This window comes from Streptococcus parasuis (assembly GCF_021654455.1).
In the GTDB taxonomy this organism is placed as follows: Bacteria; Bacillota; Bacilli; order Lactobacillales; family Streptococcaceae; genus Streptococcus; species Streptococcus parasuis.
Genome location: NZ_AP024276.1, coordinates 1 through 25,899, shown reverse-complemented (window position 1 = coordinate 25,899; position 25,899 = coordinate 1). Strand labels below are relative to the sequence as shown.

Annotated in this window: 22 protein-coding genes, 1 tRNA gene, 1 rRNA gene and 1 pseudogene; 3 read left to right on the top strand and 22 right to left on the bottom strand. The window is 40.5% G+C overall.

Going from position 1 to position 25,899, the window contains the following annotated elements; genetic code table 11:
- Positions 1-156: 156 nt before the first annotated feature.
- The 17 genes from L6410_RS00120 to L6410_RS00045 form a co-directional block, all read right to left on the bottom strand.
- Positions 157-229, bottom strand: a tRNA-Ala gene (locus tag L6410_RS00120).
- Between the two features lie 52 nt (positions 230-281).
- Positions 282-1,838, bottom strand: a 16S ribosomal RNA gene (locus L6410_RS00115).
- A gap of 453 nt (positions 1,839-2,291) precedes the next feature.
- Positions 2,292-4,262 carry an ATP-dependent zinc metalloprotease FtsH gene (ftsH, locus tag L6410_RS00110; protein ID WP_024396360.1) on the bottom strand — a complete coding sequence of 657 codons (1,971 nt, stop codon included), beginning with the start codon at positions 4,260-4,262 and terminating at the stop codon, positions 2,292-2,294.
- 21 nt (positions 4,263-4,283) lie between these two features.
- Complete coding sequence (gene hpt, locus L6410_RS00105; RefSeq protein ID WP_024396359.1) at positions 4,284-4,826, bottom strand: hypoxanthine phosphoribosyltransferase; 543 nt, start codon at positions 4,824-4,826, stop codon at positions 4,284-4,286.
- 7 nt (positions 4,827-4,833) lie between these two features.
- Positions 4,834-6,102, bottom strand: a complete 1,269-nt coding sequence (gene tilS, locus L6410_RS00100) for a tRNA lysidine(34) synthetase TilS (RefSeq protein WP_237395540.1) — start codon at positions 6,100-6,102, stop codon at positions 4,834-4,836.
- Complete coding sequence (locus tag L6410_RS00095; protein ID WP_024396357.1) at positions 6,103-7,383, bottom strand: serine hydrolase; 1,281 nt, start codon at positions 7,381-7,383, stop codon at positions 6,103-6,105. It lies immediately after the preceding gene.
- A gap of 22 nt (positions 7,384-7,405) precedes the next feature.
- Positions 7,406-7,519 (bottom strand): SP_0009 family protein, encoded by a 114-nt coding sequence (locus tag L6410_RS11000; protein WP_032512079.1) that lies wholly within the window; start codon positions 7,517-7,519, stop codon positions 7,406-7,408.
- Positions 7,512-7,883 carry an FtsB family cell division protein gene (locus L6410_RS00090; RefSeq protein WP_160864063.1) on the bottom strand — a complete coding sequence of 124 codons (372 nt, stop codon included), beginning with the start codon at positions 7,881-7,883 and terminating at the stop codon, positions 7,512-7,514. Before L6410_RS00090 ends, L6410_RS11000 begins: the two co-directional genes overlap by 8 nt.
- The gene (locus L6410_RS00085) at positions 7,870-8,142 is read right to left on the bottom strand and encodes an RNA-binding S4 domain-containing protein (RefSeq protein ID WP_024391657.1); all 273 of its coding nucleotides are present in this window, start codon (positions 8,140-8,142) and stop codon (positions 7,870-7,872) included. The genes L6410_RS00090 and L6410_RS00085 overlap by 14 nt, the downstream gene beginning before the upstream one ends.
- A 50-nt stretch (positions 8,143-8,192) precedes the next feature.
- On the bottom strand, positions 8,193-11,687 hold the full coding sequence (mfd, locus tag L6410_RS00080) for a transcription-repair coupling factor (protein ID WP_237395538.1): 3,495 nt from the start codon (positions 11,685-11,687) through the stop codon (positions 8,193-8,195).
- On the bottom strand, positions 11,687-12,256 hold the full coding sequence (pth, locus tag L6410_RS00075) for an aminoacyl-tRNA hydrolase (protein WP_024391655.1): 570 nt from the start codon (positions 12,254-12,256) through the stop codon (positions 11,687-11,689). Before pth ends, mfd begins: the two co-directional genes overlap by 1 nt.
- 587 nt (positions 12,257-12,843) lie before the next feature.
- Positions 12,844-13,959, bottom strand: coding sequence for a redox-regulated ATPase YchF (ychF, locus tag L6410_RS00070; RefSeq protein WP_024391654.1), 1,116 nt, complete (start codon positions 13,957-13,959; stop codon positions 12,844-12,846).
- Between the two features lie 371 nt (positions 13,960-14,330).
- A complete protein-coding gene (locus L6410_RS00065; protein ID WP_002334812.1) occupies positions 14,331-15,953 on the bottom strand; it encodes a recombinase family protein in 1,623 nt (540 codons plus the stop codon).
- Between the two features lie 99 nt (positions 15,954-16,052).
- Entirely contained in the window at positions 16,053-16,247 is a 195-nt protein-coding gene (locus L6410_RS00060) for a hypothetical protein (protein ID WP_002334813.1), read from the bottom strand.
- Positions 16,248-16,319: 72 nt separating this feature from the next.
- The gene (gene mobV, locus L6410_RS00055) at positions 16,320-17,264 is read right to left on the bottom strand and encodes a MobV family relaxase (protein WP_002334814.1); all 945 of its coding nucleotides are present in this window, start codon (positions 17,262-17,264) and stop codon (positions 16,320-16,322) included.
- 183 nt (positions 17,265-17,447) lie between these two features.
- A complete protein-coding gene (locus L6410_RS00050; protein ID WP_237395537.1) occupies positions 17,448-17,843 on the bottom strand; it encodes a replication initiator protein A in 396 nt (131 codons plus the stop codon).
- Between the two features lie 111 nt (positions 17,844-17,954).
- A complete protein-coding gene (locus L6410_RS00045; RefSeq protein WP_002588751.1) occupies positions 17,955-18,368 on the bottom strand; it encodes a cysteine-rich VLP domain-containing protein in 414 nt (137 codons plus the stop codon).
- 338 nt (positions 18,369-18,706) lie between these two features.
- On the opposite strand from L6410_RS00045, the gene L6410_RS00040 reads away from it, so the two are divergent.
- The 3 genes from L6410_RS00040 (at position 18,707) to L6410_RS00030 (ending at position 21,126) form a co-directional block, all read left to right on the top strand.
- Positions 18,707-19,510 carry a helix-turn-helix domain-containing protein gene (locus L6410_RS00040; protein WP_002334816.1) on the top strand — a complete coding sequence of 268 codons (804 nt, stop codon included), beginning with the start codon at positions 18,707-18,709 and terminating at the stop codon, positions 19,508-19,510.
- 28 nt (positions 19,511-19,538) lie between these two features.
- Entirely contained in the window at positions 19,539-20,084 is a 546-nt protein-coding gene (locus L6410_RS00035; RefSeq protein WP_001071501.1) for a P-loop nucleotide/nucleoside kinase family protein, read from the top strand.
- A 175-nt stretch (positions 20,085-20,259) separates the two neighbouring features.
- Positions 20,260-21,126 (top strand): aminoglycoside 6-adenylyltransferase AadE, encoded by an 867-nt coding sequence (locus L6410_RS00030; protein ID WP_001255868.1) that lies wholly within the window; start codon positions 20,260-20,262, stop codon positions 21,124-21,126.
- 613 nt (positions 21,127-21,739) lie between these two features.
- Here the strand turns inward: L6410_RS00030 and L6410_RS00025 are convergent.
- The 5 genes and pseudogenes from L6410_RS00025 to dnaA form a co-directional block, all read right to left on the bottom strand.
- Positions 21,740-21,856, bottom strand: a pseudogene (locus L6410_RS00025) (helix-turn-helix domain-containing protein); the annotation flags it as partial.
- Between the two features lie 101 nt (positions 21,857-21,957).
- The gene (locus L6410_RS00020) at positions 21,958-22,161 is read right to left on the bottom strand and encodes a DUF951 domain-containing protein (RefSeq protein ID WP_024404576.1); all 204 of its coding nucleotides are present in this window, start codon (positions 22,159-22,161) and stop codon (positions 21,958-21,960) included.
- 9 nt (positions 22,162-22,170) lie between these two features.
- The gene (locus tag L6410_RS00015) at positions 22,171-23,052 is read right to left on the bottom strand and encodes a diacylglycerol/lipid kinase family protein (protein ID WP_237395536.1); all 882 of its coding nucleotides are present in this window, start codon (positions 23,050-23,052) and stop codon (positions 22,171-22,173) included.
- 91 nt (positions 23,053-23,143) lie between these two features.
- The gene (dnaN, locus tag L6410_RS00010) at positions 23,144-24,280 is read right to left on the bottom strand and encodes a DNA polymerase III subunit beta (RefSeq protein WP_024391649.1); all 1,137 of its coding nucleotides are present in this window, start codon (positions 24,278-24,280) and stop codon (positions 23,144-23,146) included.
- Between the two features lie 154 nt (positions 24,281-24,434).
- Entirely contained in the window at positions 24,435-25,799 is a 1,365-nt protein-coding gene (gene dnaA, locus L6410_RS00005) for a chromosomal replication initiator protein DnaA (RefSeq protein ID WP_237395535.1), read from the bottom strand.
- Positions 25,800-25,899: the final 100 nt, after the last annotated feature.

Below are 25,899 nucleotides of genomic sequence, written 5' to 3'. Positions count from 1 at the left end.
TAGGATATGAACGACGGTCGCTTTTGCGAAACTTCTGTAGAAAATTAGGAATCTGACGTTGTGTCTTTAGACACAAGGAAGATAATCTATTTTCCTAAGAAGTTAGTCGTGAATTCAACTTCACTGGTATTCAGTTTAGTAGGATTTCTATCCTAATGGAGCCTAGCGGGATCGAACCGCTGACCTCCTGCGTGCAAAGCAGGCGCTCTCCCAGCTGAGCTAAGGCCCCACAAGACCTCTCAAAATTAAAGAAGACTAACGTACAGGTTCCGTTTCCTTAGAAAGGAGGTGATCCAGCCGCACCTTCCGATACGGCTACCTTGTTACGACTTCACCCCAATCATCTATCCCACCTTAGGCGGCTGGCTCCTAAATGGTTACCTCACCGACTTCGGGTGTTACAAACTCTCGTGGTGTGACGGGCGGTGTGTACAAGGCCCGGGAACGTATTCACCGCGGCGTGCTGATCCGCGATTACTAGCGATTCCGACTTCATGTAGGCGAGTTGCAGCCTACAATCCGAACTGAGACTGGCTTTAAGAGATTAGCTTGCCGTCACCGACTTGCGACTCGTTGTACCAGCCATTGTAGCACGTGTGTAGCCCAGGTCATAAGGGGCATGATGATTTGACGTCATCCCCACCTTCCTCCGGTTTATTACCGGCAGTCTCGCTAGAGTGCCCAACTGAATGATGGCAACTAACAATAGGGGTTGCGCTCGTTGCGGGACTTAACCCAACATCTCACGACACGAGCTGACGACAACCATGCACCACCTGTCACCGATGCTCCGAAGAGAAACCCTATCTCTAGGGCGGTCATCGGGATGTCAAGACCTGGTAAGGTTCTTCGCGTTGCTTCGAATTAAACCACATGCTCCACCGCTTGTGCGGGCCCCCGTCAATTCCTTTGAGTTTCAACCTTGCGGTCGTACTCCCCAGGCGGAGTGCTTAATGCGTTAGCTGCGGCACTGAGTCCCGGAAAGGACCCAACACCTAGCACTCATCGTTTACGGCGTGGACTACCAGGGTATCTAATCCTGTTCGCTCCCCACGCTTTCGAGCCTCAGCGTCAGTTACAGACCAGAGAGCCGCTTTCGCCACCGGTGTTCCTCCATATATCTACGCATTTCACCGCTACACATGGAATTCCACTCTCCCCTTCTGCACTCAAGTTTGACAGTTTCCAAAGCGTACTATGGTTAAGCCACAGCCTTTTACTTCAGACTTATCAAACCGCCTGCGCTCGCTTTACGCCCAATAAATCCGGACAACGCTCGGGACCTACGTATTACCGCGGCTGCTGGCACGTAGTTAGCCGTCCCTTTCTGGTAAGATACCGTCACTGTGTGAACTTTCCACTCTCACACACGTTCTTCTCTTACAACAGAGCTTTACGATCCGAAAACCTTCTTCACTCACGCGGCGTTGCTCGGTCAGGGTTCCCCCCATTGCCGAAGATTCCCTACTGCTGCCTCCCGTAGGAGTCTGGGCCGTGTCTCAGTCCCAGTGTGGCCGATCACCCTCTCAGGTCGGCTATGTATCGAAGCCTTGGTGAGCCGTTACCCCACCAACTAGCTAATACAACGCAGGTCCATCTCATAGTGAAGCAGTTGCTCCTTTCAAGCATTTACCATGCGATAAATACTGTTATGCGGTATTAGCTATCGTTTCCAATAGTTATCCCCCGCTATGAGGTAGGTTACCTACGCGTTACTCACCCGTTCGCGACTCATGATTAATGGTGGAGCAAGCTCCGGTATCAATCATGCGTTCCACTTGCATGTATTAGGCACGCCGCCAGCGTTCGTCCTGAGCCAGGATCAAACTCTCATTAAAAGTTTTGATTCAAACTCAAGCTATTGCTAGCTTTCCGTTTTATTGTTTTTGTTTTGTCATTGACGATTTATCCTTAGATAAATCACCCTGCACGTTTGGTTCGTCTTCTTTAATTTTCAAAGGTCTTGTCGTTGTCGCGTCCTTGCGACAACTATCTTAGTTTATCATTTCTTCAAGGTCTTGTCAACACTTTTTTGAAACTTTTTTTCGTTCCCTTTGTATCGAACTCCCTCAAGAGACAACTCAATTATTCTATCATCTTCACTTACTTTTGTCAACTACTTTTTCAAACTTTTTTGTTTCTTTTCAAACTGTATTTTCATTTATTTTTATACTAATATCTTAGTGAAGTTTCTTTGGCCTCTATTTCCCTAAATACCAAACATAGCGCTCTCGATTAAGAGCGCTATGGAAATTTATTTTGAATAATCATTTATATTTTGAATTATTTTATTACTGATCATTCATTTTATTTTTTATCTCATCATATGAAAGTGGATGGACGTCATCCTCACCATGTTCGGTATGCTCAGGCATTTTGCCTGTTTCATAGAGTGATTTTATTTGGACACTATCAAGTGTTTCATATTTGAGCAATGCCTCAGCGATGAGTTTATGCGTTTCACGGTTTGACTGGATAATATCTGCTGCTTTGTTTCGAGCTTCATTTAATAAGTCTCTGACTTCATTATCTAATTCATAAGCAGTCTGTTCTGAAATATATTTCTGAGTGGTTTGACCACCAAACATTGCATGGTTCCCTTCATACTGCATTGGACCCATTTTCTCACTCATACCATACTCTGCAACCATTGCACGCGCCATCTGGGTTGCTTGTTCGAAGTCGTTTGATGCTCCTGTAGTCTGTGTATTGAAAATAATTTCTTCTGCTACACGTCCACCCATAAGGCCTGCCAATTGTTCTTTCATATCATCTTTTGAAAGAAGCATTTGGTCTTCCTTAGGTAGTGCAATCATGTAACCTCCTGCACGACCACGTGGGACGATAGTTACTTTATGTACCTCACGAGCGTTTGATAAAACAAGACCTACAATAGTGTGTCCCGCTTCATGATAGGCAACTATTTCACGTTCTTTGGCAGACACCTGACGATCTTTCTTAGATGGACCTGCAATGACACGATCTTCTGCTTCGTCAATATCTGAAGCATCAATGACAGTCTTGTTTCGACGTGCAGCTACAAGGGCTGCTTCGTTAAGAACATTCTCTAAATCTGCACCAACAAAACCTGGTGTTTGTTGTGCTACTAATTTTAAATCAACGTCTGCTGCAAGTGGTTTATTTTTAGCATGAACCTTAAGAATAGCTTCGCGACCTTTAACATCTGGACGGCCAACCAATACTTTACGGTCAAAACGCCCTGGACGAAGCAAAGCTGGATCGAGTACATCACTACGGTTTGTTGCAGCAATAACAATAATTCCTTCGTTTCCTTCAAAACCATCCATTTCAATCAAGAGTTGGTTAAGAGTTTGTTCACGTTCATCATTACCGCCACCCATGCCGACGCCACGTTGGCGACCAACGGCATCAATTTCATCGATGAAAATAATGGCTGGGGCTGCTTTTTTAGCATCTTCAAAAAGTGAACGTACACGACTAGCACCAACACCAACAAACATTTCAACAAAATCAGAGCCTGAAATAGAAAAGAATGGTACACCGGCTTCACCAGCCACAGCTTTAGCAAGTAGTGTTTTACCTGTTCCCGGAGGGCCTTCTAAAAGGACGCCGGCTGGAATACGAGCACCTAATTTCGTGAAACGTTTAGGATCTTTCAAGAATTCAACAACTTCTACCAGTTCTTGTTTTTCTTCTTCTGCGCCTGCGACGTCTGAGAAACGTACTTTTATATTGCTTTGTTCAAGAGCTTTAGCTTTGTTTCGACCAAAGTTCATTGCTCCGCGTGCTCCACCGCCACCTTGGTTCATCATCATCATGAAAAATACACCAAAAATGATGAGTGGAACAAGATTTATCAAGATACTAAACCATAAGCCATTTGTACTCTCTGGTTTAACTGTAACTTTAACACCATTTTCATCCGCAAGTGTTTGTAATTCTGACAAACTTGTTTCAGATGGAAGTATTAGAGCCTTAAAGTTTTTATATTTAATTGTACTAGAGACTTGGAATAATTTGATAGAAGATGCGAGTTCATCATTAGCTTCTTGTTCTTCTTTATATGTACCTGTTATTTCGATGACACTTGAATCAGGTTGATATGTAATTTCAGATACATTGTTATTTTTTAATTCCGTAATGACTTGTGAATAGCTAATTTCTTGTGTTGCAACCTGTTGACCAGCATTAAAAAATTGAAAAGCTGTAACTAAGGTCGCTATAACGAGAATAATGAGAAAAGGATTTTTTATAAATCCTTTATTTGGTTGATTGTTCATAATATTCTAGGAAACCTTTTTCTATTTTGTATAAACTTCCTCTTTGAGTACACCAACATAAGGAAGGTTACGGTAATTTTCGTCATAATCTAATCCAAACCCTACTACAAATTCATTTGGAATGGTGAAACAAGTATAGTCTGGTTCTATTTCAACAACACGACCTTCAGGTTTATCTAGAAGTGTAGCAATTTTAATTGATGCAGCTTGTCGCAATGCAAAGAGTTCTTTTAATTCTTTCAGTGTGCGACCAGTATCAATGATATCTTCTACAAAAATAATATGACGACCAGCAACACTATTGTCTAAGTCTTTGACAATTTTAACTGTCCCACTACTTTCAGTACCACCATGGTAACTTGAAACAACCATATAGTCTGTTTCAATATGGGCATCAATATGTTTGATAAGTTCTGCCATAAAAGGAATAGAACCTTTCAAAATACCAACGAGAAGTGGGTTCTTATCAGCATATTCTTTCGCAATAATTTGTCCGAGTTCTTTACTTTTTTCGACTATCTCTTCTTCTGAAACAAGAATTTTCTTTATATCTTTGTCCAACATAGTTGTTCTACTCTTTCATTTTTATATATAATGTAGCCTTAATTATATCATTCTTTGCAAATTTACTCAAATCACTAGTCACTAGTTTTACAATTCCGTATATTTTATCCGATTGTTCGATGATAATAGCATCCTGTCTAATTTTTTGTGGAATTTTATGGTCAATAAACCAGCGACGGAGTTTTTTAGTGATGCCATTTACTAGGATAGCATCTCCTGCTTGTCTTCCTCTTAATAAAATTGGTTCATCTGTTGGAAAATAAATTACCCAATCCGCATCTTTTAAGGGGAGGTTCAGAGAAAAAATATAAGAATCATATGAAAAAATACCTTCTGATTTTACCACGATTTTTTCCTGTTGGCTATACGTCTCTGGTCCTATTTTATAGATACGAAAATTCTGATAGTTTTTCTCTAGTACATAGTCATTTTTTAATATATGATAATAGTTCTTATTCGATTGTAATATATGTATCAATTGCTCGAACTGAGAACGAGAGAGTTGTAATTCAGGAAAATTATCTAAATACTCTTCAATTAAGACGCGTTGAACCGCCGGTGTCTGTTGTTGAAAACTTACCAAATCAGTTGTTGATATATTCTTTGTTAAGTCTCGTAATGCTTGATAGATGTAATTGGTATCATCTGCTAGATGATTGAGTGCCACATCAATTTTAGGATTTTCTTGTTTTAACTGTGGAATGTAGTTATTTCTGACTCTATTTCGAAAATATCCCAAATCTGTATTACTACTATCTTCAAAGTGAAATAGGTCTTCAAACTCGGTTTTATGGAAAGATAATAGTGGTCGGATAAGCTCACCTGAGGCAAAGGATTGAATAGACTTAATGGCAGATAGGTGGCGCAGTCGACTCCCTCTTATCAAACGCATCAACACCGTCTCGGCTTGATCATCAGCATGATGGGCTGTGACTAGAGCAGTGTATCCCTCTTTCTCCATAACTTCAGCAAAAAATGTATAGCGCCATTTACGTGCTGCTTCTTCTGAAAATATTCCTTCAAAGCGGGATAAATAGAAAGGTACTTCACAATCTTTTGCTAACTGTTTGAGATATTTTTCCTCAGTAACAGATTCCTCTCTTTGTCCATGGTTGACATGGGCAAGTCCAAGTTCAATGCCTAATTCTTTGCTGTATTCGTGCAAGAGATGAAATAGATTCATAGAATCTAAACCACCTGATACGGCTACTAATACTTTCTTGTGTTTATCAAAAAAGTGACCTTCCTGTGTCACTTTTAAAAATTTATTTTTCATTTACTTCAATATACCATAAATATCATTTGCGATTTGGGTAATCTCATCATAGCTCGATTTATCCGTAAAGATGGATAAAACAAAAGGAGATTCTGCATATACAATTGCCACATCATGTTTCACATCATCTGCATCACCAATCTTATGAGCAACTGGGACTGGAATGTCTTTCGAAATGCGTTGGTTATCAAATTGGGTAGATAATAAACTTTCTATGACATAGCCATTTTGTTCATATAAGGCTTCCATCATTTTTCCTGCAACTTGAGCTGATGTTTCACGTGAAACCATATCCCATCTACTACCTGTTACAGCAGTCGTCACTTGATAAAAATCATCATCAAATTTATTTGCTATATAATATGAAAGTAAATTACTTGCTACATTATCTGACTCTTTAGCTGTTTTATTAATTAATTCCTCAATGGTGTAGTCTTTGTTATCGGGTGTTTTTGCTAAGGAACCACTACCAGAGACTTTATATGCCCCATTAAATGAGATTGATTCTGCTGTATATTTAACTGTAGTGTTCAAAACAACTTGACCAGCATTCAGTTGCTCTTGGACATAGTATAAAATAGGGAGCTTAGCAATACTTGCAGAATAAAATATCTTGTCTTGATTAACACCTGCTTCCGTTTCAGTTGTTAAATCTTTTACATAAATACCTATATTATTTTTTGAATAGTTGCTACTCAACAATGCTTGAACAGCTTCCATTCTATTGTCTTTTTCTGATAAATCTTTTAGTGAAATCCAGCCTCTATCACTGATATAGGCAAAGTCTCCAATGGCAGTTGTCGCAATTTTAGAAATGGTAATTGCTTGATAGGCCCGCAAGTCTGTTTTCAATTCCTTTGCTTGATTAGAAATTGGGGAAGACAATACAGTAAAACCTTGTTTAAGCCAATAAGTTTGTTCTACAGAGGATTCGGTCACAATCCTATCATCAAAGAGTAGCTGTTTACTTGCAAGAATATAGTAAGTATTATCTAATTGATACACTAACTCTTTCCTTTCATTGATTGCTACACCAGTGATAGAAAAATCTTGATTTGGTTTTATTTGTCCACTTACCTGAGTCAAGTTTACATCAGAATAGATACTTTCAGTTTGAAAAACATTTGGATTTTGAGGGATTGTTTGAAAATACTGATCATAAACAGTTTGCGTTAATTCATATTCTTCTTGCGCTGTGAGTTCAAATGGTATTTCAGTACTATCAACCACTTGCCATCCAAATAAAATTGGTAACAACCATACGATCAGTTTTTTCTGCATATTCCCTCCTTTCCTCTCTATTCTATGTTTCCTTTTCTTCTAGCTTCAGTTCCCTATTTTTTTGCGATAATTCTTCTAATTTTTCGTCAGAATGCTGTAAAAATTGCTCCACAATTTGTAAAATAGACTCAGTCATTTGGTAACCCTGGAATATTGTAGACAAATTCCCCTTCTTTGGAGTATTGATATTTTGCTCGAACATATTTGGCAGCATAATCTTCATCTTTTAATTTGGTTACCAATTGAGATTCTTGCTTTTCAACATCAACTAATTCTTCATACCGTGTTTCTAATTCAACCAATTTCTTTTCATTTTCTTGCAACTTACCATAGCTTTGAACTAAGTTATAAGTCGGCAATATAAACAAAAAAATGACTAAAACAAGTATGGCTCCCATAAAACGATTTTTTCGTTGTCGTTCTTCATGAAAATGTTGATCTTTTTGGCGTTCTGACTGAATAAAGGCATTATTCAGTTGGAGGATGTTAGATTTTTTCATCTGTTTCTATCCTTTTTTCACTGATTATTTCATACATTTTCAGCGCATCTTCTTTTTTTGTAGAATCTTTCATTTCAAGTACTTTAACAGTGAGTAGTTTATTGCCGAATTGGATTTCAATCTGATCATTTATTTTCAAATCTGTTGAAGATTTTGCTAAAATGCCATTGACTTTTATTCTTCCCTTATCAGCTACTTCTTTTGCAACTGTTCGACGCTTGATAATGCGAGAAACTTTTAAATATTTATCTAGTCTCATACCTTTACCTCAAGTAAATATTCTACCATTTTTTCATTCAATTGAGAAATTTATTCTGCCTTTCTAGCCTTTATTTCTTGCAACTTTTCAGCAAAAGAAATCATTTCTCCTAAAATCTCATATTCTTTTTTCTGTTGCACATTAAAAATAATTGCCAACTTTCCTCTATTTTCTGTTATCTGAGCTTTTAAATTAGTGGAAGAAAGTGCTTCGAAATAATCTTGCGTCAGAAAAATTTGACCTGCCATCGGTTCAAATGTGACAATCACCTGATGTTGTCGTTTTAAAACAGTATGACAAAAGACCTGGTCCAGATATGATTTAAGAAGTCCAATTTCAAGTAAGTATGCAACAACATCTGGATATTCACCAAAACGGTCTATCAATTCTTCTTGTAATTCTTGATAGTTTACACGACTGTCAATGCTCTTGATGCGTTTGTAAATTTCGATTTTTTGCCGTTGGTCAGCAATGTAGTCACTTGGTAGATAAGCATCAATCTGTAGGTTGACCTCAGAGTTACTTTTCTGACGCTGAGCTGACTTGCCTTGTTTTTCTAAAATAGCCTGTTCTAGCAATTGTGAATACAGTTCATAACCTACAGAATCAATAAATCCTGACTGGGCAGCACCTAAAATATTACCTGCACCACGAATAGACAAATCTTGCATAGCAATCTTGAAACCTGATCCTAGTTCTGTAAAGCCCTTGATTGCCTCCAAACGTTTTTCAGCTACTTCTGTCAAGGACTTGTCTGGACGGTACATGAGATAGGCATAGGCAATCCGACTGGAACGGCCAACACGTCCTCTAAGTTGATAAAGAGTTGACAGTCCCATGTGATCTGCATTCTCAATAAACAGTGTATTAGCATTTGGAATATCAACACCTGTTTCGATGATTGTTGTAGTCACTAGAATATCATACTCACCCTCTACAAAGGCATAGAGAGTATTTTCTAATTGGATTTCTGACATTTGACCATGAACATATCCTATAGTAGCTTCTGGGACTAATTCTCTCAATTCAGACACTTTTTGTTCAATAGTGTCAACTTTATTGTAAAGGTAGTAAACCTGCCCTCCTCGATCAATTTCTCTTAGAACTGCATCTCGAATTACAGATGGATTTGTTTCCATCACATATGTCTGAACAGGATACCGATTGGTCGGTGGAGTCTCAATTACTGATAAATCTCTTATCCCTAGCATAGACATTTGTAGAGTGCGAGGAATTGGGGTAGCAGTCAATGTTAAGACATCAATTTTCTTTTTCAGTTCCTTCAAGCGTTCCTTATGCTTGACACCGAACCGTTGCTCTTCGTCAATAACCAGTAAACCTAAATCTGCAAAAATAACATCTTTTGATAGAAGACGATGGGTCCCAATCAGGATATCAATTTGTCCTTTTTTCAACTTCTCAAGTGTTTTTTCCTGCTCTGCCTTTGTTTTAAAACGACTCATAACATCCACATTTACAGGAAACTCTGCAAACCGTTCTTGGAAATTCGCATAATGTTGTTGGGCCAGAACAGTCGTTGGTACAAGAATAGCAACCTGTTTGCCATCATTGACAGCTTTAAAGGCAGCACGCATAGCTACTTCTGTTTTACCAAAACCAACATCTCCTACTAATAAACGATCCATTGGAGAGTCTTTTTCCATGTCCTTCTTAATTTCATCAATGGAACGAAGTTGGTCGTCGGTTTCCACATGTGTAAAGTAGTTGTCAAACTCAACCTGATTCTCATCATCTGGTGAAAAGGCAAAGCCTTTTAGTTGGCTACGCTCAGCATATAGTTTAATTAAATCGTCTGCTATATCTTCTACCTGTTTTTGAACTTTTTGTTTTGTTCGCTGGAAACGACCATCATTTAATTTATTAACTTTTGGAGCTTTTCCATCAGATGCTAAGTATTTGGAGAGAAGATCTATTTGTTCGACTGGAATGGAAATTCGATCTGCATTTTGATATTGGACAGTCAGATAATCACGATGAATTCCTGAAATTTCAATGGTTTCAATTCCTAAATACTGACCAATACCGTGAACATGGTGAACAACATAGTCACCAACAGCTAGCTCACTATAGTCCTTTATGCGCTCAGCATTAGAAATATTCGTTTTTCGAACCTTACGCTTAATTTTTTTATTAAAAATCTCTTTTTCAGTAATCAAAACAAGCTTTTCATCCATCAGATGAAACCCAGCTGTAAATTGCCCAATAGTAACTTGTTGTTGACCTTCTACCAACTTATCTGATGGATAAGATGGTAGTTGGATATTATACTCTTGTAAAGATTTTTGTAAAGTATGTAAACTTGATTCAGAACTTGCTTGAATTATGACCGTATTCTTTGACTTAGCATACCGAGTCAATTCTTCCTTTAAAAGTGGAATTTGGTGGAAGAATTCTTGCATAGGGTGTTGTGTAAATTGATAAAGTGCATCGAATTTTACATTTCCCAACCCCTTTTGAAAACTCGAAAAGAAGGTAGCAGGTTTATATTTTCTTAATTCTGAATACGTTGATGCAAAATACTGTATACTTGACACGGATTTACTATTTTGTAAATCATCTGTCAATAATTCAGCAACCTCTTTTTCAAACTGTGCTTGTTTGTCAGCAATTTTATGAAAATCATCTAAAAATAGAGGCGAACTCTTAGGTAAATAGTCCAATAAGGTCCATGAATTTTCATATAAAAAAGACAAGAATTTACGCAAGTCTGGATGTCTATACTCCGCTTGCATATCTGCTAATACTTCGCGTAAATAAGACTGCTGATCTTCTATACTTGAATGTTCAATGGCTGTTTGAATTTTTTGTCTCGCTCGCTCATAATCTTCCGAAGACAAAATGATATCTGAAGCAGGAGCAATGGTGACTTTATCTAGATTTTCTAAAGATTTTTGACTATCCACATCAAAAATTCGAATACCATCAATCTCGTCTCCAAAAAATTCCATGCGATATGGTGAGTCTGCTTGCATATCAAAAATATCTAGTATATCACCACGTTGGCTAAATTCTCCCTGTGTTAAGACACGAGACACTTTCTTATAACCAATATTAACAAGTTTCTTTACAAGAGTGTCAACTTCAAATTCTTGACCTATTTCAATTTGAATCTTTGCATTTTTATAGGCTACTGGATTTGGCAATAAAACCCTACAAGCTGCCATACTGACAACAATAATTCCTGACCGAGTGGTGTCAGTCAAAAAATTCAAGCTGTCAATTCTTGACTGGATTCGTTCTTTTGAGGCAAATATAAACTCTGCAATCGGACTATCGTCTGTAAAGAAGTTGTAAACATTCTCACTACCAATTATCGCTGTTAAATCTGCTACTAGCTTTTCAGCTTCATTCTGACTAGCAGTCACTATCATTATTTTCTCTGCTAGACAATCATAAGCAGTAGCCATGACTAAAGATTTACTCGTTCCAGAAAGCCCCAACAGCAATTGCCTAGTTGATTTATTCAATCCTGACTGCCATTGGTTGATTTGCTTATTCTTGTGAAGTATATCTAATATATTCATTATCCGTTAAACTTTCTCATAATTGCTTCAAAATCATCTTCTTCTAAATAAAAGTTGACAGCACTGTCAAGTTTATCTAGTGCTAAATCAATTTCAATGCGATCCTCTGCATCAAATCCTGATAAGACATGATTGACAACACTCATCTTCCCTTTAGGGCGACCAATTCCAATTTTAATCCGATCGAATTCTTGTGTTCCAATATATTTAACGATAGATTTTATTCCATTATGGCCGCCAGCAGAACCTTTTTGGCGAAAACGAATTTTCCCAACAGCCATATCTAAATCATCGTATGCAACTAAAATATCTTTTTCGTCTAAACCATAGTAGGTCATCAGAGCATGGACAGCTTTTCCTGACTCATTCATAAACGTAGTTGGTTTAACTAAAAAGATTTTTTCTCCATCAATGAAAGTTGTTGCAATATCAGCTTGAAAAATCTTATCGTGGGTAAAGGTTACATTTTCACGCTTAGCAATTTTATCAATAAGCATAAAACCAACATTATGCTTGGTTTCAAAATAACGGTCTCCTGGATTCCCTAGACCAATAATCAATCGTGTCATTTATCCTCCTTATTGTCATTTAGTTTATCTTTTATTACTTCATTGAACCGTTTCCTTATTTCCAGATGAGGCTAGGCTCAAGCCCAGGACCACTTCTCAGAGTTCGTGTCAACATCTCAGCGCAGTGGTTGATTGCTCTAACAATCTGGGAGATTCTTAGAGGTAGGAAATAAAACAAACGAAGTTTGTGTCAAAATAGTCCAGTGGGGTGGATTAAAACTGTCAGGGAAATGACTGTTTTAACCCGAGCTAAAAAAATAAAAGCGAGGCTTGTTTGGAAAACTGTTTCAGCTGGTCACCGTAAAATTAGAAGGTGACCATAGAAGCCCGAACCTACATATTTGGAAGTGAGGAGGTACTCTTTTTGAACTGGTCAAGTTACTTCACACTCACTTTGCTGTACTCTAGTACTGCCAATAGTTCGATGCCTAGTGCTAAAAACAAACTAAACAATCAGAAATACCAAAAGGCTGGAAAATACTTCCCAACCGAATACTAGTCCTATTATTCTACGAACTCTTTTTCTATCAATTCCTCTACCTAAGCACTTTGTAAATACGGTATTAGAGAATGGGAATTGTTGGCTATCAGACATTAAAACGGAACTCCATGATGTCACCATCTTGAACGACATATTCTTTTCCTTCTTCACGAAGACGCCCAGCTTCCTTTACAGCCTTTTCGCTACCATACTTGATTAAATCATCATAGGACATGGTTACTGCTCTGATAAAGCCTTTTTCAAAATCTGAGTGAATAATACCTGCAGCTTGAGGTGCTTTAATCCCCCGTTTGAAAGTCCATGCACGTACTTCCTTCTCTCCTGCTGTAAAGTAAGTACCTAATCCAAGTAAGTGGTAGGCTGCACGGGTTAATTTGTCCACGCCAGATTCTGTTAAACCAAGAGCTTCCAAAAACTCACCCTTGTCTTCATCGTCTAGTTCTGAAATTTCCTCTTCTGCACGCGCAGAAATCACCACCACTTCTGCATTTTCTGTCGCAGCAAAATCACGAATTTGTTGGACATATGCGATAGAGTCTGGATTAGCTACCTTATCCTCATCAACATTGGCTACGTAGAGTACTGGCTTAGTAGTCAAGAGGAACAACTGTTTCACAATCTTTTGTTCTTCATCAGTAAATGATACGGTACGGGCAGATTTTCCATCTTCTAAAACTGGCTTAATTTTTTCAAGAACCGTAAATTCTGCCACAGAATCCTTGTCTTTTTGAGTACGGGCCATTTTTTCAACACGCGCATAACGCTTGTTGATGCTCTCTAGGTCCGCCAAAATCAATTCTAGGTTAATGGTATCAATATCTGCGATTGGATCCACAAATGCATCTTCACGGCCTTGTTCACGCATAACATTTTCATCATCAAAAGCACGGACAACGTGAACAATGGCATCCACCTCACGGATATTGGCCAAGAATTTATTTCCAAGCCCTTCACCTTTTGAAGCACCTTTGACGATACCAGCAATATCGGTAAATTCAAAAGTAGTTGGCACTGTTTTTTTAGGGGTAATGAGTTCGGTCAATTTTTGTAACCGCTCATCAGGTACTTCCACCATACCGACGTTCGGATCAATTGTTGCGAACGGGTAGTTTGCTGCTTCCGCTCCTGCCTTTGTAATTGCATTAAATAAGGTTGATTTACCTACGTTAGGTAAACCTACGATTCCTGCTGTTAAAGCCATGTTTTTTACTCTCCAATTAAAAATTCAATCATGACTATTATAGCAGAAAATTTGAAAAAAAGCTTGCGAATCAACAAGCTTTGTATCATCCAAAAATAGATGGCAAAATATGAGGTAGAAACCAAGATAAATATCCCAAAATAGAGAGCACAATCCACCAATAGCCAGCAATAAATTGCCAAATATCCATTTTTTGCTCTGCTGTTTGATATGTTCCTGTTTCCTTGGTATTGTTCTCAGGTTCTTTTCCTAAAACCAGATAGTCTAGACTGACATCAAAAATTTCTGCCAGCTGGACCAGTTTATCAATATCTGGCGTTGCTTCACCCGTTTCCCTTAGTTAAAGATATTGTTGGGTATCTCAAGATGTGTCATTCGATTTTGCCGATAAAGCGGTAGAAGATTTCCACTTCCTGTTCCCGGCTTCCGTCCTCACTTTTGACCGCTTCATGGACAAGGATTTTTTCAATCAGCGTATTCAGAAGTTCAGCCGTCAATTCTGTGGGATTGACATACTGTTTCATCAGACCTATCCACTTTTCAGCGTCAACCGCTGTCTGGGCGGCGGTCTCCATCGCTTCGTGAAGCCGTTCAATTTTTACGTCCAATTCTCGCTGTTCGCCCTGATACTTTTCGGACAGCATATTGAAATTGTATTCTGTAATGCGTCCGGCAGACCAGTCCTCATACATTTTTGCAAACAGGGTGTCTACTTCTGCTTTGCGCTTTTCCGCCTTTTTCAGTTCGGCTGTCTGCCGCTTCCTTGCAGTATTGCGTTCCTTGTCGCTGGCGTTAAGTAGCCGTTTCAGAAGTTTGTCCCCATCCTGCTGTGCCAGCACAGACCAGTATTGCAGACGGGAAAGGACATAGGCGTAAAGCACATCATAGCGGATATAGTGCATGGAACACTGGTGCAATCCTTGCCCGTACTTGCTACAATGGTAGTGGGCATAGGGATTTTTGTTCTGGCTGTTCATACCATAGGCCAGCGACCAGCCGCAGTCCGCACATTTTACCAGCCCGGAAAATATCTGTGTTGTGCCGTTCTTCTGCCGTCTGCGCCTGTTGCAAATCTGCTCCTGTACTTGACGGAACACATCTTCGGAAATAATCGCTTCGTGGGTGTTCTCCACACGATACCATTCCTCTTTTGGCTTGCGTACTTTCTTCTTGTTTTTGAATGAAATGTTGGTCTGCTTATTGTGGACGCTGTGTCCGATATAGGTTTCCTCTTTCAGAATACTTTTCACCTGCGCTATCGTCCACGCATAGGCTTTTTCCTCCGGCGCTCCGGCATAGATATTTGCGAAAGTGCCGTATCTCTGGAAATTCAGCCAGCCGGGAGTAGGTACTTTTTCTTCGACCAAAATCCGTGTAATGCTGGCGGCTCCCCGGCCATGAACGGCAAGGTCAAAAATCTTTTCGATAATCCACCTTGTTTCCGGGTCAATCAGAAGATGGCCTTTCTTATCTGGGTCTTTGACATAGCCAAGCGGAGCATAGGCTCCATAGTGTGCGCCATTTGCGAACCGTGTCCGCATGGCCGCCTTTACCTTTTTGCTGGTCTGGCGGGCGTGCATTTCATTCAGAATGTTGAGGAATGGGGCAAGCTCATTCTCTCCGTTGATGGTGTCCACATTGTCATTGACAGCGATATAGCGGACGCCTTTGCTGGGAAAGTAGATTTCCGTGTACTGGCCGGTCAGAATGTAGTTTCTGCCTAAGCGGGATAAATCCTTCGTAACAACGCAGTTGATTTTCCCGTCCTCAATGTCATCAATCATTCTCTGAAAATCCGGCCTGTCAAAGTTCGTTCCAGACCATCCATCGTCGATATATTCATCTATGACATTCAGGCCATGCTCGGCGGCATATTGCCGGAGCATCATGCGTTGTGTCTGAATACTCCCGCTTTCTCCTTGCAGTTCATCGTCCCGGCTCAATCTCATATAAAGCGCCGTGTTGTAAATCGTAGTATTGTAAGGTTGTTTCACCGTAAAAATCCTCCTTCTAAAGAAACAACCCACGCTTACAATACTTTTGCTCTATGGCAATTATATCATAAGCGTGGGCGTGTTATCAATGATGGGCTATCAGGTTGAAGCGGCTTTTTCTGCGGTATGCCGCACCACATCTACAATCAGATCACCGAGGGGCTTCCCGCCTGCGGCGAAGTGTTCGGAGATTTTTATACGGTTGTTCCCACATACAAAATACTGCGTGCCGTTCTCTGCTTGTATAACCTGCCCTGTTCGGGGTGTAAAAATATCGCTTTCACTTTTTGCCATCCAGTGTCCTCCATATTCAGTTTTCAAGGTACAATGCCGCACAGAGGCGGCGAAAATTTCTGCTTATATCTATCACCTTTCCTTTACCGTGTGCCGCTGCTGACGTTTCAGTTCCGCCAGTATATCCGGCGGGATACGGTCAACCAGCCGCTGTAAATTGTCCAGTTCGCTTTTCAGCTTTGCCCGTTCCATCGTATCTTTCATCTTTCCTTTTTCGCTGGCCTTTGCCCTTGCTTCCAACTTCTCATTCTCCGCCAGCAGGTCATTGATTGTGACCTTGTACTTTTTCAACTGCCCGGAGAAATTCTCCATCTGCGGGAACCACTTTTTCAGCATGGAGAGGGCTTCCTCTTTTTTCTTTCCGGCGTTCAGCGGGTTAATGCCGTCCAGTGTGGCTTCAATGGCTCTTGCCTGCCGGGAGAGGGAAACCGCCTGTTTGAAAAGCCGGGTGGGGATATGCTTCCGGCCTGTCCTGCTGGCGCTCTCCCCACGCTCCAAGTCAGGATATTTCTCCACCATATAGGCGTGAAAATCGTCCTGCCACTTCGTCAGGTTTGCCCGGTTGCCGATAATCTCCTTTGCACACAGGCGGTTGTCCTTTGTCAGCGGAACAAAGGTCAAATGCAGGTGGGGCGTTTTCTCGTCCATGTGTACCACCGCCGACACGATATTTTCCCGTCCTACCCGGCCAATGAGGAAGTCCGCCGCCCTCTGGAAAAACGCCTGTATCTCCTTTGGGGATTTCCCCTTGAAAAACTCCGGGCTGGCAGTTACCAGCGTATCGACAAACCGTGTGCTGTCCTTGCGGGTTCGGCACCCGGCCTGTTCAATGCGGTTTTGAATGAAATGATAGTACCTGCCCTCTGGCTTGACGATATGAAAGTTGTACTTGCTCCGGCTTGTGTCAATGTCGGGGTTGCTGGCGTATTGTTCTTTCTGTCTTTCGTGATGGGCTTCCAGCGGCCTTGCCGGGTTGCCCTTGTGCTTCTCAAACCGCAAAATTGCGTGTTGTGCCATTCTGCTCCTTTCCCCATTCCTTTCCTATCCGGGGTTTTCCACAGGGAAAATCCCGCAGAAATTAGCTCGGATAGGATTGGAATGGATAGAATATAAATAAATCTTTTTAATCTTTGTATTTCTATATACCGTCCGGTTTTCGTACTTCCGGGGAGTGATTTCCTCACTTCATAAGTACGGTTTTCAGCCCTCCGGCGTACCAGAACCGGATTTCTTGAAGTCGGTGTTTGGAACCGCTTCATAGGATTTTGGGAAAATGCGGTTGGGTTTTCCACAGCCCTGCTTCTGGATCTCCACCAGCCCGGCGTATTGCAGTTCCCGCAGGGTGTTTACCGCTTTCTGCCGCCCACAGTGGAGCAGGTCAACCACCTCGCAGATGGGATAGTACAGATAAATCCGTCCGCAATCATCCGCCCACCCATTCTTGCGGGATAACTCTGTCCGGCGCAGGATAAAGGCGTGCAGAACCTTTGCCTCGTTGGACAAGGGCTTGAATGTGGGGGCTTCAAAGAGGAAATTCGGGAGCCGGGTGAAGCTGAACGCCTTTTCCGGCTGATGGATATAGATGGTATTTGTCATAGTGCGTTTTGTGGACGGTTAGAAGCCCGTTTTCCGGGGCGGGCGATACTTTATACCACCAGCCCCGGTTTGGGGCTTGCGAAGCCTGATAAATCAAGGCTTTTTTCGCTCCTAACTGTCCACAGCAGACCTCCTTTTCCGTTCACTTTCTGTTTTCTGCCGCCTGTGAACTCTGGCGGCACAGCCGGGGCAGTATTTTGCCCGGTTGGATTTGGGGACGAACACACCGCCGCAGACCTCACAGCGTTTCAAGTCCTTATCCCGGAAAATCTCCGCTTCCAGCGTCCCGTCCAGCGGCAAGACCGCCCAGCGGAACCACTTACAGCAGACCGAGAAAGAAATCGTCTGCGGACAGGTGCAGGTGTCCCCATCGTCAAGGACAATGCAGTTGCCGTCCTCACAGCAACAGCACTCCCGGCGTATCAGGCTGGCCGCCTGTTTTCTCTGCGCCGGGGTCATGCGGTAAAGGGAACCGTCCGGCCTGCGTTCCAGCGGCGGCAAGTCTTTATAGGGGTTATCTCTCATGCGTTCCCTCCATTTTGCTTTCCGTTGCCGTTCTCCCCGAAAAGGTTTCCTGCCCCATTCCTGCGGCGTGTTCCGGCGTTGGCACGCTCCTCGCAACTTCGGGACATTTTGTCCCGAAGTCCGACTCCTTGCGGTGCTTCCCCAGCCGGGGTATTCCTTTTCGGACGGTCATTCTGTTTTCAAGGTGCCGTCCATCGATGAACTACCCTAAGTCTACACGAAAAAAATGCAATTCCCGGAATATTGCGAGAATTGCATTTTGATGAAGTTTACACTTTGGAAATTGCATTTTTGCAATCATTCTGTATAATGGAAGTATGCGGAGGAGGTGCGTATCTATGGCTTTACCCGGAACGCCCGGACAGCGGATTTCCGATTTATGCAACGGGAACCACATCACACAAAAGGAACTTGCGGAGAAGATAGGCGTTTCCGCTTCCCAGTTGAGCCGCATTGTCAGCGGCGAAACAAGAACGGTCAGCAGTGATATTCTCATAGGTGTGGCAAAGGAATTTAAGGTATCGACAGACTACATACTGGGCTTGTCTACCGTGAGCGTTCGTAAAAGCTACGATATTTCTGAATTAGGCTTGTCCGAGGGAGCCGTGAGGGGGCTTGTGACGGGTGCTGTTGATGTGCAAATCCTCAACCGCCTGTTGGAACACAGGAATTTTCCTAAGCTGATAGATTTGATACGGATTTATTTTCAGGATACGGCGGCAAAGGGCATAACAGCAAGAAACCAGCTTATCGAGATGGCAACGGCTTCCCTGTCCGACCTGATGAAAGAACACCCGGAACACCGGGCAGAAGCGAAGCAGGATTTACAGCTTTTGAACGCCCAAAAGATAGGGGAACATGAAGCGGAGATTGAAAAAATCAAAAATGTGTTCCTGGCTATCCTGCGGGACATTAAGAAAGACATTGACAACGGGGAACAGCCGGGAGAAGCTGTGACCGCCGCTATGTTCCAAGCCATGCGGGACGCACTGGCGGAACAGAAACAAAAACCACTTTCCATTGACGATGTAACGGCGATGATAGCTGGACAGATCGGACAGCTTACACCGATGGATAAAGAAACTGTTGAAATGTTCCAGCAGTTTGCGAAGAAGATGATTGAGCAGGCAGGAACAAAGTGATAAATTTGAATTGTGAGGGAAAATACAGATGAATCAAGGAAGAATTATTGTGATTACAGGCTCACCGGGGACAGGAAAAACAACAACTGCGTCAATTGTCGCAAAGGAATCAGATATGGATAAATCAGTGCATATGCACACCGATGACTTTTTTCATTACTTAAGCAAAGGCGCAATACCACCACATTTGCCAGAATCCAACGAGCAAAATCTGGTTGTCATTGAAGCCTTTTTAGAAGCTGCAAAGCGATATGCTCGTGGCGGATATGATGTAATTGTAGATGGGATTGTCGGGCCATGGTTTTTGGAGCCATGGAAAGCTCTTGCCCAAGAAGATTACGAGGTACACTATATTGTATTAAGAGCGAGTAAAAAAGAAACTATGAAGCGAGCTGTGGAACGCTCAAAATTAGATAGAAAAACAAATATTGAATTAGTGGAAACAATGTGGGAGCAATTTTCCGGTTTGGGAGTATATGAATCAAATGTCATAGACACAACTACATTCACAATTAAAGATACGGTTTCCGCAATAAAAGAAAGAGTTGCATGTGGGACGTCTTTACTATCTTAGACATTCCCATTTGTCAGGAAGATAGCAAAGCCAGCCGAGCCAGTCAACGGTCAAGATGAACGGCGCATTTCATGCGCCGCCGTTGACAGTCCCGCCCGTCTTTGCTAAAGGGTAATCAAGGCGGGAAAGCCCTAAAATGGCTTCACACCTATTTCAATAATTGGAGGAGATAAAAATGAGATCAGAAAAGGAAGTTTATGATATTGTTTTGAATTTTGCAAAAACAGACAAACGCATTCGCATGGTTACTTTGGAAGGATCTAGAACAAATACAAATATTCCGCCTGATGATTTTCAGGATTTTGATATTACTTTTTTTGTTACGGATATGGACAGCTTCACAAGTGATGATAAATGGCTAGATATATTTGGTGAAAGGTTGATTCTGCAAAAGCCGGAAGATATGGAATTATTTCCAGCTGTAGAAAAGGGATTTTCATATTTAATGCTGTTTACTGATGATGTTAAGATAGATTTAACTTTGCTGCCGCTGGAACTGATAGACGAGTATTTTACATGGGATAAACTGGTAAAGTTACTGTTGGATAAAGACAACCGTATCGTAAAGCCGCCAATACCAACGGATATAGACTACCACTTGCAGAAGCCTACTCAAAGAATGTTTGACGATTGCTGTAATGAATTTTGGAATACTACAACATATGTAGTAAAGGGCTTATGCCGCAAAGAAATTCTTTTTGCTATTGACCATATGAATGATATAGTACGAAAAGAATTGCTTCGCATGATTTCCTGGCTGATTGGTATCAAACAGGGATTTCATTTCAGTTTGGGAAAAAACTATAAATTTATGAAGCAATATGTCCCAGAGGAATTGTGGGAACGACTTATGTCCACTTATAATATGGATTCCTATCCCCATATGTGGGAATCCTTTGAACAATGTATGGCATTGTTCCGGGAGGTTTCGTCAGAAGTGGCATGCCAGTTGGATTACCAGTATCCACTATATGATGAAAAAATCAGTAATTATGTGATTCGGCAAAAGAAAAAATATGGCATTGAAGATGATAACAAATAAAATTTTTTCAATCGAAAAAATTTATTTTGATTATTCAATTTTGAAAAACTGAATACCTCAAAATCAGAAAGAGAGCGGCCAAGCACTTTGAGGGATTGGCCGCCTTGTCCACCCATCCAGCGGGACAGCGGGCGGAGGTCAAGGCCGGGTGTAAACCCGTTCATTTCAGCCTTGACGGTTGCCCGTTGTCCTGCTACTTTTCCGGGAGTGTGGCCACAACTTCGGGACACTTTGTCCACAAGTTGGAGCGTAGGACGAGGAACTGGGGCTTTCATATACGCCCTGTCTGCTGATGAGTCCAGACCTGCGCTTGCGGCTCCACGCCACGCAAGCACAGCCCTGTTTTCCTGCCGCTTCAAATGCCCTTGCCCTCCCCGGCGGCAACGGCATTTTCACGGCAACGCCGGCAGAGCGTATAACACACTACACTTTGCTTCGCAAAGTCGTGTGCCAAATGGGGGCGTTGCCCCCTTTGGAAACCCCCACAAGAAAAGGCGGTACGCTACCCCTCCACGGGGCGCATACCGCCTTTTCTTGTTATCCAGCCCTCCGGCTGTATCGGTTGAGCAAAAGTCCGCGTGGGATTGATGTGGTATCTTTAACTTTGGGAAACTCCATTTTCCCATTTGGAAATAGCCTGACGGGAAATATAGAGTTTTTCTGCCAATCCATCTTGGGATAAATTCTTAGCTGTGCGTAAAGCTCGAATTTGTTGGGCTAATTGAGTCATGATAGATTCCTCCTGATTTCTAAGATTAGTATAACTTAGACATGAGTCGCTGACTAGCAACACTTCAGAAATTTTCGCAACCAATGGTTGCAAGTTGTCAACTAGCCTTCGCTTGGCAGAACTTTCTTCATTTTTTTCTCAAAATCATGCCGGCTCATCATCACTACATGGTCACAGTTGCTACAGCGGATTTTGATATCCGCTCCTAGACGGATTACTTCCCACTTATTGGCCTTCTTTCCGGTCGATTTGATGACACAGGCATGAGGCTTTTTCATTTCAACAAAGGATCCTAATTGATACATACTTCCTCCTTAAAGATACATACTTCTTTCTTGATAGATTAAACTTACTTCGTTTGCTGTAGTAATCTCTCCATCCATCTGTAATAATAGTTTTTCATTTGATTTAAGTACTACGTGTAAGCCTGTTAGATGACGAATAGTTGGTGATAATTCATGCTTTTTCAAAACCATAGATAACAATGACTGAACTCGTTGAAAAAACGAACCATTCTCAAAGTAAACAAGATCAATTTCTTTCTTTTTAGTACTTGCTGTTGGCCAAATCATAATTCCACCACCAAAATAACTACTGTTGGCTATCGAAAGAAAAAAGAGATTGTCTAATGGATAGGATTTTTCATCAAGAATCACTTCTATATTAATGGATTGCTTTGAAAATAGGGTTTTGATACCAAAAAATAAGTAAGTTAATTTACCTAATTTTATTTTATTTAACATTCTTTTTAAAGCTGAATCTGTAGAACTATTGATTACTTGTGCTGCAAACCCAATATCCATGCTATTCACAACTGTTCCAATAGAACTCTGTAAAACATATATGCTTTGTCTTTTTCCCTCTAGGATTGAGTCTATAACTGTAGATAAATTTTTGATATTCATAGCTTTTGCAAAATCATTCCCAGATCCGGTCGGAAAGTAAGCAAAAGGTAATTCTGCAGGCCAAAAAGTAAGAGCCTTTGATAAAGTACCATCTCCACCTATGATGATAAAGTGATCTTTTCTGTACGAAAATTCTCTTAAAATGGCCTCTATTTGATTTTTTTCGTCCCCTGGCCCTGCAGTCATAAACTCTTTTATTGTAAATTGCGGATAATTATCCTTAATGCTTGATACGATGCTTTTGGCAGTATGGCTACCTGCATTCGGATTTGCTAAGATATATAAAGTCATCTATTTCCCGTCACTAGTCACATTGATTATTACAGAGTATTATTTTTTTAGTATAACATAAAAACGGCCTGTTTGGCCGTTCTTGTTCATATTAGTTTGTGCGAACTGGGGTTACCAATTGAATAAAGTCTTCACCATCATTATTTGGCACCAAGGTAAATGGTCGAACTGAAGAAATAAAGCTAATTTTCACTTGTTCACTAGTTGTGGCTTTCAAAGCTTCAATCAAATAAGTTGGGTTAAAGCTGATTACTAAGTCCTCACCCAATACTTCGACAGTGTCTAATTCCTCATTCACCCGTCCAACTTCTGGCGAATTTACGTGGGCAGAAACTATGCTATTGGTAATCTCTAGTTTTACAGTACCATTTTGAGTAGCATTTGACAGTAAGCGTGCGCGTTCCATAGAGTGGCGTAAAGAAGCAGTATTAAAAACAACAGTTGTTTTATATTCTACTGGAATCAAACGATCAGTATCTGGATATGTTCCTTCTAATAACCGAGTATAGAAGCTAATTGATTCACTTCTAAATAGAATTTGATTATTGGAGAAGAATACTTCTACTGTCTCAATATCATCTGTAAAGACAGCTGTAAATTCACGAAGGGATCGACTTGGGATGACAACATCAAAGTCATCTCCTGATGTGTCTAATTCAAGTTTACGTTGACTCATTCGGTGCGAGTCTGTTGCTACTGTTTTTAGATTTTTATGTTCTGTCAAAACAAAGTGAACACCGGTCAAAATTGGACGACTTTCCTGGGTAGATGCCGCAAAGGCTGTTTCATTGATGGTTTGTCTAAGTGTACTTGTTTCTAATATCAGAGGTTTTGAGGTAGGAACTTCCTGTAGACGAGGATATTGCTCAGAATCTTTCCCTTTTAAAGTAATTTCAGATTTTCCACTTGTTAAAACAATTTGCTTTTGTTCAATCTCAGCGAAATCTAATACTAGATCTGGCATGCTAGAAACAACATTGATGAAGAATCCAGCTTCTAAAAGAATAGAACCTGGTGAAGAGATTAATAAACCAGCATTTTCATCCTGAGTTGAAATATAGTGTTCAATTGAAATTTGTCCATTTGAACCTGTTAAAGTAATTCCTTCACTTGTTACTGAAATTTTAACAGTTGAAAGAATTGGAATAGCATTCTTACTACTAATAGCTCTTTTAGTAACATTCAATGCTTGTAAAAATATAGTTTTATTTATTGAAAATTGAATCATGGATTCTCCTTTATTTAGTATCTATAAGGTTAATAGTAATAGTAGGTTCTGTGAAAAGTGTGGATAACTTAAAAAACTATAGATAAATCAAGGATTTCTACTTGTTCACAAAGTGTGGATAACTTGGCAGGTTTTGATAGAAGTTATCCACAGCTTAGCGGATTTTATTTTTTATAGCAGTTATCTCTATTTCTAAATTATCGTCATCTAACAAGAGAGATTTAATTTTATTGTAGGCATGCATGACAGTTGTATGGTCTCTATTACCAAATTCTTTTCCTATTTTTGGAAGAGAGTTATCGGTCAATTCTCTTGCTAGATACATAGCCACCTGGCGCGCGTGAACAATATGTTGCACTCGTTTAGAGCCCTTCAATTCTTTTACACTAACACCGTAAAAACTGCTTACCTCATTTTGAATTTTTTCAATTGGTATGACTAGGTTTTGAGGACTTGTTTGTTTTCTAGAACGAATAGCCTCTGCTGCAACTTCAACGGTAATTTCAGAAAGATTTCGCATGGATGCCAAAAGATTAATATCTTTCAATGCTCCTTCTAAATCACGAACGTTGGAATCAAATTGTCCTGCTAGATAAGAGAGTGTTTCATTGGTAAATGTATAGGGCGATTCATCACATTTATTTCGTAGAATCGCAATTCGAGTTTCGTAATCTGGCGGAGTTATTTCACTTGTTAATCCCCATTTAAAACGTGTTACCAAGCGCTCTTCAATGTTATCTAAGAAATCAGGGTTTCTGTCACTTGTCAATACAATTTGTTTATCTTGGGTGTGGAGTGCATTAAATGTATTGAAAAACTCTTCTTGCGTAGAGGCTTTATTTTTCAATGATTGAATGTCATCAATGAGTAGCAAGTCTAAATTCCGATAGGTCTTCTTAAAACTATCCATATCGTTTAATTGCAGATGTTTTAAAAAGTCATTGATAAAGGTTTCTGAAGAGACATACTTAATTCGCGCGTGAGGATTATCACTTAATACCTTATTTCCAATTGCATTCAAAATATGAGTCTTACCGAGTCCTGGGCCTCCAAAAATAAATAATGGATTGTATAAGCCTCCCAGATTATCAGAGACAGCCAGTGCGGCTGCTTTTGCCCATTGATTATTGTCCCCTTGCACAAAGTTTTCAAATGTATATTGAGGTTTAATATCAGGATGAACAGCAGGAAGAATTTCAGCAGGTGCAGCCTCAGCTATGCTATTTTCTATTGGTGGTATTGCCCCACTCTGAGGAGTATATTGTGTAGTTTCTTCAGTAAACTGGTACTGAATCGTAATAGGTTCACCGTATACTTCAAAACTTGCAGCTACCATTAATTCTTCAAAATTCTTTTCCCAAAATTCTTTTTTGAAATCACGATTCAGAAATATTTTGGCAGTCTGATGTTGAATAGTCAGTAGTTTTGCATCAGCAACGTAAAAGTCATATACAGACGGTTTAAAATTCGATTGCACCAATTCTAAAAAACGATGCCAAAAACGTTGTTCTTGATTCATAACATCCTCCCTTCTTTTTGTTATCGTCCTAATAGTTTACCATAAAAAAGAAAAGTTTTCCACAGGTGTTTTAAAAAATCCACACTGTTTATAAAAGTTA